Origin of the sequence: Leucobacter denitrificans, from assembly GCF_014396385.1 — a bacterium.
GTDB classification, from domain to species: domain Bacteria; phylum Actinomycetota; class Actinomycetes; order Actinomycetales; family Microbacteriaceae; genus Leucobacter; species Leucobacter denitrificans.
The window spans coordinates 1,444,198-1,458,411 of the sequence record NZ_CP060716.1; the positions used below are offsets into that span (position 1 = coordinate 1,444,198).

At 61.7% G+C, this 14,214-nt stretch carries 16 protein-coding genes; 7 read left to right on the forward strand and 9 right to left on the reverse strand.

The window, feature by feature from the left end; genetic code table 11:
• Positions 1–117 precede the first annotated feature (117 nt).
• On the forward strand, positions 118–1,449 hold the full coding sequence (locus tag H9L06_RS06940) for an MATE family efflux transporter (protein WP_187554521.1): 1,332 nt from the start codon (positions 118–120) through the stop codon (positions 1,447–1,449).
• Between the two features lie 78 nt (positions 1,450–1,527).
• Here H9L06_RS06940 and H9L06_RS06945 read toward each other — a convergent pair whose 3' ends face one another.
• Positions 1,528–4,737 (reverse strand): lamin tail domain-containing protein, encoded by a 3,210-nt coding sequence (locus H9L06_RS06945; RefSeq protein ID WP_246454285.1) that lies wholly within the window; start codon positions 4,735–4,737, stop codon positions 1,528–1,530.
• 179 nt (positions 4,738–4,916) lie between these two features.
• Here H9L06_RS06945 and nucS point away from each other — a divergent pair, with 179 nt between their 5' ends.
• Positions 4,917–5,609, forward strand: coding sequence for an endonuclease NucS (gene nucS / locus H9L06_RS06950; RefSeq protein ID WP_187554523.1), 693 nt, complete (start codon positions 4,917–4,919; stop codon positions 5,607–5,609).
• Here nucS and H9L06_RS06955 read toward each other — a convergent pair.
• Together H9L06_RS06955 and H9L06_RS06960 are read right to left on the reverse strand one after the other, a co-directional pair.
• Complete coding sequence (locus tag H9L06_RS06955; RefSeq protein WP_246454286.1) at positions 5,606–6,373, reverse strand: alpha/beta fold hydrolase; 768 nt, start codon at positions 6,371–6,373, stop codon at positions 5,606–5,608. The two genes, nucS and H9L06_RS06955, sit on opposite strands and share 4 nt — an antisense overlap.
• Positions 6,370–6,918 (reverse strand): TetR/AcrR family transcriptional regulator, encoded by a 549-nt coding sequence (locus H9L06_RS06960; protein ID WP_187554524.1) that lies wholly within the window; start codon positions 6,916–6,918, stop codon positions 6,370–6,372. The genes H9L06_RS06955 and H9L06_RS06960 overlap by 4 nt, the downstream gene beginning before the upstream one ends.
• Positions 6,919–6,982: 64 nt before the next feature.
• Here H9L06_RS06960 and H9L06_RS06965 point away from each other — a divergent pair, with 64 nt between their 5' ends.
• The 4 genes from H9L06_RS06965 to H9L06_RS06980 are packed head-to-tail and all read left to right on the forward strand — an operon-like array spanning position 6,983 to position 9,391.
• Complete coding sequence (locus H9L06_RS06965) at positions 6,983–7,621, forward strand: biotin transporter BioY (protein ID WP_187554525.1); 639 nt, start codon at positions 6,983–6,985, stop codon at positions 7,619–7,621.
• The gene (locus H9L06_RS06970; RefSeq protein WP_187554526.1) at positions 7,618–8,298 is read left to right on the forward strand and encodes an energy-coupling factor ABC transporter ATP-binding protein; all 681 of its coding nucleotides are present in this window, start codon (positions 7,618–7,620) and stop codon (positions 8,296–8,298) included. Before H9L06_RS06965 ends, H9L06_RS06970 begins: the two co-directional genes overlap by 4 nt.
• The gene (locus H9L06_RS06975) at positions 8,295–8,903 is read left to right on the forward strand and encodes an energy-coupling factor transporter transmembrane component T family protein (protein WP_187554527.1); all 609 of its coding nucleotides are present in this window, start codon (positions 8,295–8,297) and stop codon (positions 8,901–8,903) included. The genes H9L06_RS06970 and H9L06_RS06975 overlap by 4 nt, the downstream gene beginning before the upstream one ends.
• A gap of 23 nt (positions 8,904–8,926) precedes the next feature.
• Positions 8,927–9,391, forward strand: a complete 465-nt coding sequence (locus H9L06_RS06980; RefSeq protein WP_187554528.1) for an SseB family protein — start codon at positions 8,927–8,929, stop codon at positions 9,389–9,391.
• Positions 9,392–9,457: 66 nt separating this feature from the next.
• On the opposite strand, the gene H9L06_RS06985 is transcribed toward H9L06_RS06980, so the two are convergent.
• From H9L06_RS06985 to H9L06_RS06995, 3 genes are all read right to left on the reverse strand, one after another.
• Complete coding sequence (locus H9L06_RS06985) at positions 9,458–10,030, reverse strand: HdeD family acid-resistance protein (RefSeq protein WP_187554529.1); 573 nt, start codon at positions 10,028–10,030, stop codon at positions 9,458–9,460.
• A gap of 84 nt (positions 10,031–10,114) precedes the next feature.
• Positions 10,115–10,513, reverse strand: a complete 399-nt coding sequence (locus H9L06_RS06990; protein ID WP_187554530.1) for an acyl-CoA thioesterase — start codon at positions 10,511–10,513, stop codon at positions 10,115–10,117.
• Positions 10,514–10,554: 41 nt separating this feature from the next.
• Positions 10,555–10,776 carry a hypothetical protein gene (locus H9L06_RS06995; protein WP_187554531.1) on the reverse strand — a complete coding sequence of 74 codons (222 nt, stop codon included), beginning with the start codon at positions 10,774–10,776 and terminating at the stop codon, positions 10,555–10,557.
• Between the two features lie 86 nt (positions 10,777–10,862).
• On the opposite strand from H9L06_RS06995, the gene tagD reads away from it, so the two are divergent.
• Positions 10,863–11,261: a glycerol-3-phosphate cytidylyltransferase gene (tagD, locus tag H9L06_RS07000; RefSeq protein ID WP_187554532.1), complete on the forward strand. Its 399-nt coding sequence runs from the start codon at positions 10,863–10,865 to the stop codon at positions 11,259–11,261.
• A gap of 14 nt (positions 11,262–11,275) precedes the next feature.
• Here the strand turns inward: tagD and H9L06_RS07005 are convergent, their stop codons facing one another.
• From H9L06_RS07005 to H9L06_RS07015, 3 genes are all read right to left on the reverse strand, one after another.
• On the reverse strand, positions 11,276–12,049 hold the full coding sequence (locus tag H9L06_RS07005) for an amino acid ABC transporter ATP-binding protein (protein WP_281381484.1): 774 nt from the start codon (positions 12,047–12,049) through the stop codon (positions 11,276–11,278).
• The gene (locus H9L06_RS07010) at positions 11,961–13,076 is read right to left on the reverse strand and encodes an amino acid ABC transporter permease (RefSeq protein ID WP_246454288.1); all 1,116 of its coding nucleotides are present in this window, start codon (positions 13,074–13,076) and stop codon (positions 11,961–11,963) included. The genes H9L06_RS07005 and H9L06_RS07010 overlap by 89 nt, the downstream gene beginning before the upstream one ends.
• A 119-nt stretch (positions 13,077–13,195) precedes the next feature.
• Positions 13,196–14,095 (reverse strand): ABC transporter substrate-binding protein, encoded by a 900-nt coding sequence (locus H9L06_RS07015; protein ID WP_187554533.1) that lies wholly within the window; start codon positions 14,093–14,095, stop codon positions 13,196–13,198.
• Between the last annotated feature and the right edge of the window lie 119 nt (positions 14,096–14,214).

The following is a 14,214-nucleotide window of genomic DNA, read 5'->3' on the forward strand; positions in this document are numbered from 1 at the left end:
TAGTGCTGGCGTCTGACACCGGCATCTTGGTTCACTCTCAGCGATCCACACGCAGCCCGCGAGCCACCCACGACCTACGACACCGAGTTGTCGTAGGCCCGCGATACTCTGAACACCATGCCCGAGAACAGTTCGCGTCGCGTGATCGACCGCAGAATCGCGGGCCTTGCCGTACCCACTCTCGGGGCGCTGGTTGCCGAACCACTGTTCCTCATTGTCGACTCGGCACTCATCGGCCACCTCGGGGCCGAGCCACTCGCTGGCCTCGCAATCGCCGCAGCAATTCTACAAACAGCCGTCGGTCTCATGGTCTTTCTCGCGTACTCGACGACGCCGCTCGTCGCCAGGCGGCGCGGGGCCGGTGAAGTTCGTGGCGCGGTTCAGGCAGGTATCGATGGCCTCTGGCTCGCGCTCGGCATTGGTGTGCTCGTTGGCCTCGTCATTTGGAGGCTTGGTTCTCCGTTGGTCTCGTCATTCGGGGCCGACACCGGCACCTCGGAGCAAGCACTTACGTACCTCTCAGTGTCATGCATCGGAATTCCTGCGATGCTCGTCGTGTTCGCGGCGAGCGGGCTCCTCCGCGGCCTGCAAGACACACGCACACCCCTTGTTGTCGCGACCGTCGGGTTTACTCTGAACGCTCTGCTGAACTGGTGGTTCATCTACGGTCTCGGCTGGGGAATCGCAGGAAGCGCCTGGGGCACGGTCGCAGCTCAGTGGGCAATGGTGCTCGCCTATATCATCGTGATCGCGCGGCACGCAGTGCAAGCCGGGGCGAGCCCGTGGCCTCACAAAGACGGACTTTCGCAGACTGGCCGCATGGGCGGGTGGCTGTTCATCCGCACTCTTGGACTACGCGCCGCGTTTCTCGCCACGGTGTTTGCTGCAACAAGCCACGGCACAACCGCGACCGCCGCCTACCAGGTCGTGTTCACCATTTTCACAACCGCTGCCTTCGCGCTCGATGCCTTGGCAATCGCGGCGCAGGCTCTTGTCGGCGACGCGCTCGGTGGTCGAGACCCCGATCGGGCCAGGTTGGTCACGAAGCGCACGGTGTTTTGGGGTTTTGTGTTCAGTGGCATCATCGGTGTGGTGCTCGCCGCGCTGAGCCCGCTCATCGGATTTGTCTTCACGAGCGACGCGGGCGTGCTCGAAATTCTTCCCCCAGCGCTCATGGTGCTCGGTCTCACTCTGCCGCTCAGCGCGTATGTGTTCGTGCTCGACGGCGTGCTAATGGGAGCTGGCGACGCGCGCTACCTTGCATGGACGAGCCTTCTCAACGTCGCGGTGTACCTGCCAATCCTCTGGCTCGTCACCAGACTCGTGCCGAGCGGCGTGCCAGCTCTTGTCTCGCTCGTCACCTGCTTCACCATCGTATTTATGCTCGCCCGAGCTGTGACGCTCGGCGTGCGTGCCCGCGGCAGTCGGTGGATCGTGCTTGGAGTGTAACAAGCTCAGACATCTCATCACGACGAAGAGGCCCCGATCCGCAGACGCGAACCGAGACCTCTTCGTTTGTATCGAGGGCTATGCCTGGGTCTGCCCCGCCTTACGGCGAACGGTCACCAAGAACGCGCCGCCGAGGAGGAGCACGGCTCCCAGCGCGAGCGCGGCAGCCGAAGCCTCGGCACCCGTCGCGGCGAGCGCTCCTACCCGAACGTCGGTCCACCCGAGCAGGGTGCCATCGAGCGCGTAGACCGCGATGCGGTGATTGCCCGCAGTGGCATCATTCGGGATCGTCACAGTGATCGCCCCGGCAGAGTTCAGCGTGCCTGCGCCGATCTTCACCGGCGTTGAGTACATCCACGCCTCGACCTGCGTGCCAGCATGCTGGGCACCGACCGTGATCGTGATGCTGTCACCCGGGTTGGCAAAGTCGGTGGATCCGACCGCGCCGCCGCGGTTGCTGTCAGTCAGCGAGGTGCCAGGCAGCGGGGTCACTGTGCCGGGATTCGAGCCGCCGACGCCGGATCCACCGCCACCATCGGAACCGCCGCCATCCGAACCGCCGTCACCATCGGAACCGCCGTCGCCAGAACCGCCGTCGCCACCGGAGGACTGCCCACCCGGGAGCGTTCCCACACGCAGTGCCTGAGATGTGAAGCCATCGGCGAACCACCACACTGGGCGCTGACCGTCAATTGCGAGCGACGCCGGAGCCGTGGCGAAGCCTTCGTTGTTGATGTTCGGGAGGCCAGCTGGAGCCGCGAAGTGCGCGACTTCAGGTGTATCGGTGCCATTGAGGGTCAGCTGTGCGGTCTTGCCTGCGCAACCGTCGTCACACATAGCCCACAGCACGCCGAGGGCGATGTCGTAGTCGAGACCCATGACGCCGGGCAGGCCCGGATCGAGTGATGCGACGAGGGTCGCCGATCCACCATTGCCGAGCGCGAATGCGAACACGCCACCACCGTCTTCAACGGCCACGAAGAACAGCCCGTTGCCCGCGTAATCACCTGGCACATACGGCGCATTGGTGTTGTCGTCCCATAGCTTGCCAGCAAGTGCATCGTCCGAGATCCACTCAATTGCCTCGGCACCGAGGTTTGCACCAACGAGCGGCAGCAAATCGGTGATGTCCCATTCGGCCACCGCGAAGAGGTCTGAAGCGTCCTCATTCGGGTTCACCATAAGGATCGTGTTCTGGTTGACGCCCTTTGCGCTGTTATCGCGCTCGGCGACAACGTACACGCTGCCTGCGCCGTCAACCGTGATGCCCTCCGAGTCGGGGCCTGCGGCGCCCGCGTTGCCAGCGTCGCGCTGGTACCTCACGCGCTTGCCGTCAGCCCAGCCTTCGGCGGGGGTCACGGAGCCGTCAGCGGAGGCCTCGAACTTCCAGATGCGCCCGGTGCCATTATCAACGAGCCAGAGGAACGTGCCGTCGGCGGTCTCCTGCACGTCGAGTCCCGAACTATCTTCGAGGAACGTCGGGGTCTGATCGAGCACGCGCACGTCGGGCGAGCCGGGCCAGGTCGAGACCGCGATCTCGCCAACGCAGACATTCGGTTCACCCTTAGTCGACTCAGCTGTGGCAGCGAACGGGCCGGTACCAGTGGGGCAGCGCCCCCAGGTTGGATCGGCGTGATCGGCAGGCCAAGTGGTCGAGTCGACGAGCTGGTCGCCGTCAAACAAGCGCACTGAATCGCCGCCACCTAGGCCGAAATCGAAGTCGGCCTCTTCGAGCACGAGATAGCCAGATGCCGGAACGGTGGTGCCAACCGGGATCGTGTACTCGTGGGTATCGTCGTTATCCTTCACAACGATGCCGCCAACATCGAGCGCGGATGAGGTCGGGTTGTACAGCTCGATCCAGTCACCGAGTGTACCACCCGACGACTCGACCTCGTTGATGCGCACGGGGTTACCGCAGGCGTTGCGCATACCGGGAGTGCCGACTGAGACGTCGGCGAAGTCACCGGTTCCGTCCTCACAGCGAGCCCAGAAACCCTCTGCGTGATTCGGATACGCGTGCTCCGCGACGGTCAGGCCCTGCGCGTTACGAATGGTGACGGTGTCGCCATTGCCGAGACCGAAGGTGAAGTGGCTCGTGCCGTTGAACACGAAGTACTCACCGGGCTGGAGGATAGTGCCCTCTGTAAGCGGAATGACGTCTGTGGCATGACCTGCCGGATCGTTGTCCATGAGGGTCCAGCCCGAGATGTCGATCGGCTCGGTGCCGGTGTTGACGATTTCTGCCCAGTCCGGCGCACCCTGCGAATCGATCTCATTGATAGCGATCGTCGGTGGCACGCAATTGTTCAGTGCGCCAGGCGTCGCGAACGCGAGCTCGAATGAACCCTCGCCGTCGATGCAGCGGGCGTAGGAGGCCGCGGCGAAATCGCCGTCGATGGCGGCGTGACTCGTCCACGCGCCCGTGCGGTCGATGAGTGCGCCAGATGCGTCGAAGAGGCGGATCTCATCGGCGCTGCCGATGCCGAACACGCCGAACCCTGTTTCGACCCCTTCGGTGATGCCGATGTCGCCCTGCTCAACGAGCAGCAGCTCGCCGCCGGGAATGACGGTGCCGTCGGGGAAGGCCCACCGGTGGTCGGTGTCGTCGGCGTTGTCACGCAGCTCGTAGCCCGAGATGTCGAATGGCTCGGTGCCCGGGTTGTACAGCTCCACCCAGTCGGCCGGCTGCGAATCGACCTCGTTGAGCACGACCGAGCCCGGCACGGGCAGCGGCGCGCATATGTTGGCTTCGCCAGGCGTCGGCAACGTGGCGTGTGCCCACTCGCCGCTGCCGTCGACGCAGCGCGCCCACGTGCCAAGCGGGGCGGTTGCCTCGTAAGCATAGGTATCGACCGCGGTACCGGCTGGGTTGAACAGCGTGACCTGATCGCCCTTTCCGAGACCGAAGTCGAAGTGGGTGTCTTCAATGAACACGAAGTACTCGCCCGGCGCGAGCGAAACGTCACCGAGCGGCATCGCTGTGCGCTCGTCGAGCTTGTCGTCGTAGATCCACCAGCCCGCGAGCGAGACGGTTTCGCTGCCGCGGTTGTAAATCTCAACTTGGTCGAGACCAGACGGTAGGCCCGATGACTTGTCGTAGATGATCTCGTTCAGCACGATGTCGGAGGTCGTGCCGGCGGTGCCGGTGTCGCCACCCTCGTCAGATACACCTCCGTTCAAGACAACTTCATTGACGTGGTTGCCGATTTCGTCGGCGGCGACAGCAGCGGTGGGGGCGGCGAGCAGCAGGGAGGCGCCGACGGCGCTGATTACTGCTGTTGCCATTCCTCGTTGCATACGAGACATGGAACTCCAAGCGTGAGTGTAGAGAGTTGGGAACAGTGAGAACCCCGTTTAGAACACCAGACCCAACTTGCCAGTTCGAAAACGGCGCCTAACCGGGTGGTGAACGCAAAATAATCGAAGGGTTCGAGTACTCGGTTGAGGCCGCATAGACTGTCACGGTGAGAATCGTGGTTGCAGACTGTTCCGTTGATTATGCGGGCCGCCTTTCGGCCCACCTTCCGCGCGCTAAGCGGGTGCTCATGCTCAAGGGCGATGGCAGCATTCTCGTGCACTCAGACGGTGGATCGTACAAGCCGCTCAACTGGATGAGCCCACCTTGCTCGCACGAGACACTCGAGCTTGACGACGAGCAGCGCGAGGCCGGGCTCGTCGAGCAGTGGCAGGTGACGCACAAGAAGACCGCTGACAAGCTCATCGTTTCACTGTTCGAGATCATGCACGACTCGTCGCACGATCTCGGTGTGGATCCGGGCCTGATCAAAGACGGGGTCGAGGCTCACTTGCAAGAGCTGCTCGCAGATCAAATCGACCTGCTGGGCGACGGCCATTCGCTCGTGCGTCGCGAATACATGACAGCGATTGGCCCGGTCGATATTCTCGCGAAGGACTCTGAGGGTGTGTCGATCGCAGTGGAGATCAAACGCCGCGGAGGCATCGACGGCGTAGAGCAACTCACGAGGTACCTCGAACTCATGAACCGTGACCCGAAGCTCGCGCCCGTGCAGGGCGTGTTTGCGGCCCAGGAGATCAAGCCGCAGGCGCGCACTCTCGCCGAGGATCGCGGGATCCGCTGCCTCGTGCTCGACTACGACGCAATGCGCGGCATGGAAGACGTGAACACCCTCTTCTAGTTACGCAGCAACCCGCGCGAGCGGAGAAACTCAAGGATCATTGACGCGACCGGTTCGGGGCTCTTGATAATTGCCTCATGACCGCGGTCTTCGATCTCTGACATCTCGCTGTTCGGAATCGCATCTGCGATCTCAGAAACCCAGTTTCTCGGGCACACTCGATCAGTCTCGCCGCGAAGCACCAGCGTGGGGGCAGCGATCTTCGCACAGATCGCCTCGAGCCGGTGCTCAAGCATGAATTTCAGCTTATTCACGAACCAGATCGGACTCGTTTTCAGATACTCCCACAGCCCGAGCAACAGTACCTTTGGCCCTTCACCGACTAGGTCCTGCATCATTCGTGCTGCCTGCTTAAGCGCCGTGCGCTCTCGTCTGTTGACTGTCGGCGCGATGAGCACGAGCGCGCGAACAAGTTCTGGGTGCTTGCATGCAATCTCGGCAGCAATTTGAGTACCCATCGAATGCCCTACAAGCACAACCTGCTGGTAGGTCTCGTCACGAATGAACTCTGCAAGAACCTCGGCGGTTTCCTCGAGAGTTGCTGCACTTCCCGGCTCGGGTGAGTCGCCAAAGCCCGGGAGATCCACCGCGATCACCCGCCCCGCGCTCGCGAGCACATCGTTTACATCAGCAAACACGATGCGCCCCATGCCAATGCCGTGCAGCATCACGAAGGTCTCTGCGCCCTCGCCGCGCACCTCGGTGTATGCCATGACAACCTCGCCGCGAGTGTACCGACGGTCGAGGCTTTCGAACCCGCTCACGCGAGGCCCTTGAGAATGATGTCGAGGCCACGCTCGAACGACGAATCGAGGTCGCTAGACATGGCAGCAGGCTCGGCCTCGCTGTCATCTCGGTGCCGACCAGCCGGTGGATCAATCAGCGCGCCAAACGCCTCGGCCTGTCGATGCGTTTGGGTCGACTGGGCATGACCGAAGGTGTACAGCAGGAGCGTGCGTGCACCGTCCGAGCCGACGAGCTCAGCGATCCGCTCTTCGATCTCTGACGAACCAAGCCTGAAGGCCGTTGCCGTGGCGACGACATCGGCGCCGTCGCGCACCGCAAGCATTGCGTCACGCAGCTCGATGCAGAGCAGGCGTGGGTCTCGCGATTCGGCCGCGGTTACCGGATCCACAATCTCATCGGCCATGAGAGCGAGCAGGTGCTGCTTGTTGGGCACGTGATGGTACAGCGCGCTCGGCTGCACCTCGAGCTCGGCGGCAACTCGCCGCATCGAGCACCCTTCGAGGCCCTGGGCCTGCAGCACGCGCAGGGCCGCTAAAACGACGTCTGCTCTCGTGTTGCGCATTTGCCAAGCCTATCGTAACCTGAACACTGTTCAACAGAACACCGTTCAGGTACAAGGAGCCGCAATGACCGCCGCACAGATCACCACCGACCCAGAGGGCACCCGCCCCCGCAGGCGACCCGCGACCGACCTTGCGCTCATTGCGAGCTTTGCCGCGCTCATCGCGGCGTGCGCGCTCCTTCCCGCAATTCCGGTCGGCGGCCTCGTTCCAATTACTCTGCAAACCTTCGGTGTGATGCTCGCGGGCGCGGTGCTCGGTGCTCGCCGAGGCTTCCTCGCCGTGCTGCTCTATCTCGCGGTCGGCGCTATCGGCCTCCCGGTATTCTCGGGCGGTGCCGCAGGGCTCGCGCCATTTGCAGGCCCAACGGTCGGATACCTCGTCGCGTTTCCGTTTGCTGCCTGCCTCACAGGTTTCATCGTGGAGCGGCTCCCGCGGAAGCGCGTGGCAACGAGCATTCCGCTCATCTTCGTCGCGGGTTTCATCTCGAGCCTCATCTTCATTCACCCGCTGGGTGCCCTGGGGCTCGCGTGGCGCGCAGACATGACCATCGGTCAAGCGTTCCTGTTTGACCTCACCTTTATCCCGGGCGACATCATCAAGAACATTCTCATGGGGATTGTCGCGACCTCCGTGCACCGCGCGTTTCCCGCACTCCTTCCGACCAGGTCTGCGAGCGCTAGGCGCGATACGATCAGCGCGTGATTTCGTTCGACAGTGCCGCAGTCGTCGCCCCCGACGGCACCGAGATTCTGCGACCTATCACCCTCACGCTCACTGAGCCTCGGGTGTCGATCGTGGGCGCGAATGGATCAGGCAAGTCGACGCTCGCGAGGCTCATCAATGGGTTGATAGAGCCAACCACTGGCAGTGTGCGAATCAACGATCTCTACACCGTCCGAGACGGAGCAGAGGTGCGCAAAGCGGTTGGCTTCGTCTTCACCGACCCAGCTGCACAACTCATCATGCCGACGGTCATCGAAGACGTAGAACTATCGCTGCGGCGCACACACAAGTACCCCCGGGACCGTCGGACCGCGGCGATAGCTGCTCTCGAAAGGTTCGGCCTTGAGGCGCTCGCCGAGCGGAGCGTGCATACGCTCTCAGGTGGCCAGAAGCAGTTGCTCGCCATCGCGACAGTACTCTCGACCTCCCCCGCTACCCTCGTCGCCGACGAACCAACCACTCTGCTCGACCTGCACAACAGCATGCGCATCGGAGACCTGCTCATGTCGCTCGCGCAGCAGGTCATCGTTGTCACGCACGATCTCGAGCTTGCGGCTCGGGCAGACCGCACCCTCGTCGTCGCCGACGGATCCATCATCTTCGACGGCGACCCCGCCGAAGCGATCGCCCACTACCGCGCGAGCGTGACGCAATGATCACCTCTCCGCTCGGTGCGTACATCACAAGGCAGGGCCCACTGCACCGACTCAGGCCCGGTCTCAAACTGCTCGGCCTCTTTGTGCTTGCGATCGCAGTCATCGCGACCGGTGGGTGGATCTGGACCACCGCAGCGCTCTGCTTTTCGATCGCGCTCGCACTCGTCGCGGGGCTGCGGGGGCGAGATTTCTGGCGCGTCGCCCGGGGCTTCTCACTCATTGCAATTCCCCTCTTCGCTTTTCAGGCGTGGAGCGCCGGTTGGCTGCGCGGCTACGAGGTCGTCGGCGACCTCTTCGCGCTGATCCTTGCGGCGAGCGCAGTGACCGCCAGCACGAAGGCGACCGAGATGCTCGACACGATCGAGTGCGCGTTGCGACCGTTTCAGCGCTTCGGGGTGAACACAGAGCGTGTGGCGCTCACGTTCTCGCTTGCGATCCGCATGATTCCAGGGATTCAAGAGCTTGCGCGCGAAACCCTCGACGCGGCGCGCGCACGCGGCCTCGAGCGTAGCCCCCGGGCACGGTCAATACCACTCGTGCTGCGAACTGTCTCGCAGGCGCACCTGACAGGCGAGGCCCTCGCGGCCAGAGGCATCGGCGACTAGCCCTCGCACCGTAGGCTAGGGGTATGGCGAAGTCTGTGGATCTACCCGAGGGCGTTGACGAGAATTACGAGAATGTCGCCGTTCGCTCGGCACTCGAGGCGCTGCTCTCCACCCCTGACTACGCGCACCTCGCCGCTTTTCTCATGTCACTCCGAGAGGGCTACCTCGTCGTTGATGTGACGGGAGCAACCTCGAAAAAGAAGGGCGCTCGGGTGCGCACGATCCGCTCGACGAACGGGCAACTCGTGTTACCGATCTTCACGTCGATGGCGGAGTTGCGATCGATCTCACCCGCGGTGCGCGGCGAAGAGGTCAAGGGAGCGGTCATGCCAGCGAAGTCGGCGCTCGCGCTCATCACGACCGACCGCTTCGTCGCCGCGGAGTTCGACAAGGGTTCACTCTCGCAGGTCATTCTGCGCAAGTACATTTCGCTCGTGTTGGGTGACGACCCAATTACCGCCGAGCTGCTCGAGTCGGGTCGCTCATAGCGGTGTGGATCGGCTGCGCCTTTGACAGCTCCGCCGATCCACACCCTGCGAATACAACTCGCCGGCTTAGCGCGAACGGAACGCGCGAATAATCTGCGTGATGCCGAGCACCAGCATCCCGATGCCGAGCAGCCACCAGAGCGTGATCGCGCCCATGAGTGGCGAGAAGATGAGTGCGCCGCCAGCGAGCAGCGAGATGATGCCGTAGATGATGCTCCAGACTTTGCTCTCGGACTTCGAGGCGGTGACGAATGAAAGTACGCCCTCGAAGATCCAGGTGACGCCGATCATGATCGAGAAAAGCAGAGCGGTGACGACCCCTGAGAACAGCAGGTTCGACATGATGATCACGCCACCGATGACGTACAGGATGCCAAGCAGAATGTACCCGACTCGCGACCACGCGCTGATGGATTTCGAGCGGAACGCGGTGCCAAAGTACACGAGGCCGGTGACGACCGCGTAAATGCCGATGAGCGCTGCGATGAGCAATAGTGCCGCGCCAGCGGTCGCCTTGGGTGCGAAGAGCACGAAGAGACCGAGGATGACTGCGATGAGACCGCCGACCCCGAAGAGAACGCGCGAGCCCTCGCCCGCATCTTGCTTTGGAGTAGACGTCGTTGTGGTGGTGTCGACCATAAAAGCTCCCCTAATTCGTCACTTCGCGATGCACCGCTTTCTCCAATGTTGCCATCTCGCGTGGCGAAATAGGGGATTTCAGCGTTATTCGCGCAACCGTTCGGTTCCGCGCGTCGGTTCTGACTGACCGTGAGCGACCGGCTCACCACTCTCGTCGACCGAAACGAACACGATGCGCTCGAGCTGCAGCACTGCGTCGCCAGTAATCGCGTTCTCTACATTGCAACTCAGCACGATCGAGGTCGTACCAAAGCGCGCAATTGAAAACTCGAGTTCGAGCAGATCGCCGCGCTCAGCGCGCGCCATGAAGTTCACCTCTGAGATAAACCGCGTCACAATCTGCTTTGTACCGAGCTGAGCCATCGCGATGATTGCCGCATCCTCGTCGATCCAGGCGAGCAAGCGACCACCAAAAAGTGAACCATGCTGGTTAAGGTCTTCGGGCTTCACCCATTTGCGCACGATGTGTCGGTATTCAGACATGCGCTCAGCCTAGCCGCTGCCCGATCCACACCACCGTGGTGTTACTCAGCTGATTCGCTCGCCGAGGCGCTTTCGGTGTCGGCATGTTTTGCGCGTGACACATCGGCGTTGTGCTCGCCTGCGACCTCGTCAGGGTCAGACTTGGTGGTGTGCGTCGCTGGCCCCAAGTGCGAGGCACCGCCCTCATCAACCCACCCGTCCCCTGGCGTGTGGGCCGGATCCGACTCATGATCGTGCTGGCTCTTCTTCACATCGTTAGACATTTCCGCACTCCCTTCAAACACACCTATTGCTTCACACGATACGCCTCAACCGGATCTTCAGCCAGGGTGCACATAAGATGGGCGACATGAAGCGCATACTCACCTACGGCACCTTTGACCTTCTACACTGGGGCCACATTCGGTTGCTCAAGCGCGCAAAGAGCCTAGGCGACTACCTCGTTGTCGCCGCTTCGACCGAGGAATTCAACGCGGGCAAAGGCAAGAAGACCTATCACGACTTCGAGACCCGCAAAAACATGCTCGAGGCTGTTCGCTACGTCGACCTCGTCATTCCCGAAGAGGCGTGGGATCAGAAGATCAACGACGTCAAGAAGTACGAGATCGACACCGTCGTCATGGGTGGCGACTGGGAAGGCGATCCCAGGTTCGAGATTCTCACCGAGTACTGCGACGTCGTTTACCTCGATCGCACCGAGGGCGTCTCCACGACAAAGATTAAGCGCGACCTCGGAGTAAACTCCTAGCTCACTCCGAGCCCTTACAGCACCTTCGAGAGGAACGCCTTCGTGCGCTCGCGCTGCGGGTTCGTGAGCACCTCGACTGGATCGCCCGACTCTACGACGACGCCGCCATCCATGAAGACCAGCTCGTCGGCAACCTCGCGGGCGAACCCCATCTCGTGCGTCACGACGATCATCGTCATGCCGCTCTCGGCGAGGCCCTTCATGACATCGAGCACCTCGCCTACGAGCTCGGGGTCGAGCGCACTTGTCGGCTCGTCAAAAAGCATGAGCTTCGGCTCCATCGCAAGGGCGCGAGCAATTGCGACACGCTGCTGCTGCCCACCCGAAAGGTGCGCCGGGTAGTAGTCATGGCGCTCGGCAAGCCCCACGCGCGCGAGCAACTCCATTGCCCGCGTCTGGAGGGACGCCTTCGACCCCTTCTTCAAGAGGGTCGGTGCCATCATCACGTTTTCGAGCGCAGTCTTGTGCGGGAAGAGGTTGAAGCGCTGAAACACCATGCCGATGTCGCGGCGCTGCTTCGCCGCTTCCTTCGGATGCATCTCGTAGATCTTGTCGCCACTCTGGCGGTACCCGACAAGCTCGCCATCAACCCAGAGCCTGCCTGCGTTGATCGTCTCAAGGTGATTAATGCAGCGCAAGAACGTTGACTTGCCAGAGCCAGAAGGCCCGACAAGGCACAGCACCTCGCCGCGCTTCACCTCAAGTGAGATCGACTTGAGCACTTCGTTTGAGCCAAACGACTTTGAGACCGCTTCGGCCTTCACCATTGGGGTTTGTTCGTCGCTCATGCTCCGCCGCCTCCGGGTCGTTCGTGTGGGGGAACGATATTCTCGCCCCGGCCTTGCTTGGATAGGTCGGATGCGTCTCACCGACGACAGTGACCGTAGAAGTTTCAACCGATGGCTTCATTACATCTGGTCGCTGGGATACGCCCTTTGCGAAGTGCTTCTCGAGGTAGTACTGACCAACCATTAGTATTGAAGTGACGGTCAAGTACCAGATCGAAGCGACGATGAGCATCGGCACTGGCTGATACGTCACAGCCGAAATGTCGCGGGCTCGACCATAGAGATCGAGCGTGAACGGCACTGCCGTCACGAGTGAGGTTGTTTTCAGCATTGAAATAACCTCGTTGCCAGTTGGCGGAATGATGACGCGCATCGCCTGCGGCAAAATCACACGAGTCATCGTGTGCCACCAGCCAAGACCAAGTGCAATCGCGGCCTCGTCTTGCCCCTTATCGACGGCGAGCAGACCCGCGCGAACAATCTCGGCCATGTATGCGGCCTCGTTGAGCGCAAGGCCAATCACCGCGAGCGTAAAGTACGTGAATAGATCTTTCGTGTCAATCGACAAAAGCGCTTCCGTGAACGGAATGCCAAGCTCGATGGTCTTGTAGATCGTCGGGACCAGGCCCCAGAAGACGAGCTGCACATACACCGGTGTGCCTCGGAACAACCAGAGGAACACCCATGCCACCGCAGCAACGACCGGGTTCGGTGAGAGCCGCATGACCGCCATGGTTACACCGAGAATGATCGCAATGATCATTGAGTAGACGGTGAGCTGCAGCGTGTACCAAGCACCCGTAACGATGCGCTCGTCGAAGAGATACTGCCCGACTACGCCCCAGTTGTAGACGGGCCGGTTGAACGCCGCGTCGTAGATGAAGAGACCCGCGAGAATGATGAGCACGACCGCGAACACGGTACGCCCGTTGTGTCGTAGGCGGATCGCCTGAATTGCCTCGGGCTTCGCGTGATCGGTGGCGACATTGCCCCCGGATCCCCCGCTCCCGTACTGATTGTCTGTCATGGGAATCTCTTCCTACTTCTCACTGTTCATCGTGCAGCCCCCAAGAGCTGTGAGAGAGCACGCAGTTTGACCGGCGCAGATGCGAACACCCGCACCGGTCAAACCACACACCTTGCTGGTTAGTTCTGGCCAGCGTTGATTGTTGCGGTGTCGAGAGCGCCCGACTCAATACCTGCGCGAGTCAGGATGTCGAGGTAGGTGCCATCGTCCATCAGCGACTGGAGTGCCGCCTGAACCGCCTTGGTCATATCGCTGTCCTGCTGGGTAGCGAAGCCGTATGGCGCTGCGTCGAAGAGATCGCCAACGAGCTCGAGCTGGTCGCTGAGCTGGGTCACTGCGTCGCCGGTGACCGGTGAGTCAGCCGAGAATGCGTCTGCGCGGCCATCAACAACTGCCTGAGTTACCTCTGGCTGACCGTCGAAGCGCAGCACCTCGATCTCAGGCTCGCCTGCGTCGATGCAGGCCTGGTTCTTGGCAGGAAGCTCGTCCGTGTCCTGAACCGTGGTTGCCTGAACTGCGATCGTGAGGCCGCACGCATTGTCAGGATCCACATCAGACCCAATCTGGCCAGCCCACTGGCTACCGGCATTGAGGAAGTTCACGAAATCAACCGACTTCTGACGCTCAACGGTGTCGGTGAATGAGGAAGAACCCATGTTCAGGGCACCCTCTTGAATGCGAGGGATGATGCTGTCGAAGCCAAGGATCTCCCACTCGGGTTCGAGACCGAGCTTCGCTGACACAGCCTCAGCGAGCTCAACGCCCCAACCAGTGGGGTTGCCATCTGCGTCCTTGTACTCGTTCGGTGGGTACTCGGCATCGGTGCCAATGGTGAGTACTCCCGAATCCTTCACATCCGCTGGCAGCAGCGCAACTGCGGCATCATCTGGCTGGATCGAAGCTGCAGCCTCGGGCGCGTCGTTTGAACCGCCGCCTTCGGTCTCGGCGTTGTTCACGCAGCCAGTGAGAACGAGCGCTGCAGCAGCAGCGAGCGCAGGAAGCGCGTAGCGAATCTTCATCGATTTCTCCTAGATAAGAGGGTGGTTTACAACATTGAAACCTCGAAGCGAGCGTAACGTGTTCCGAAGTCCCGACAGTAGCCAGAGTATCTACCCGGCTCCATATAAGGTCTGGAACA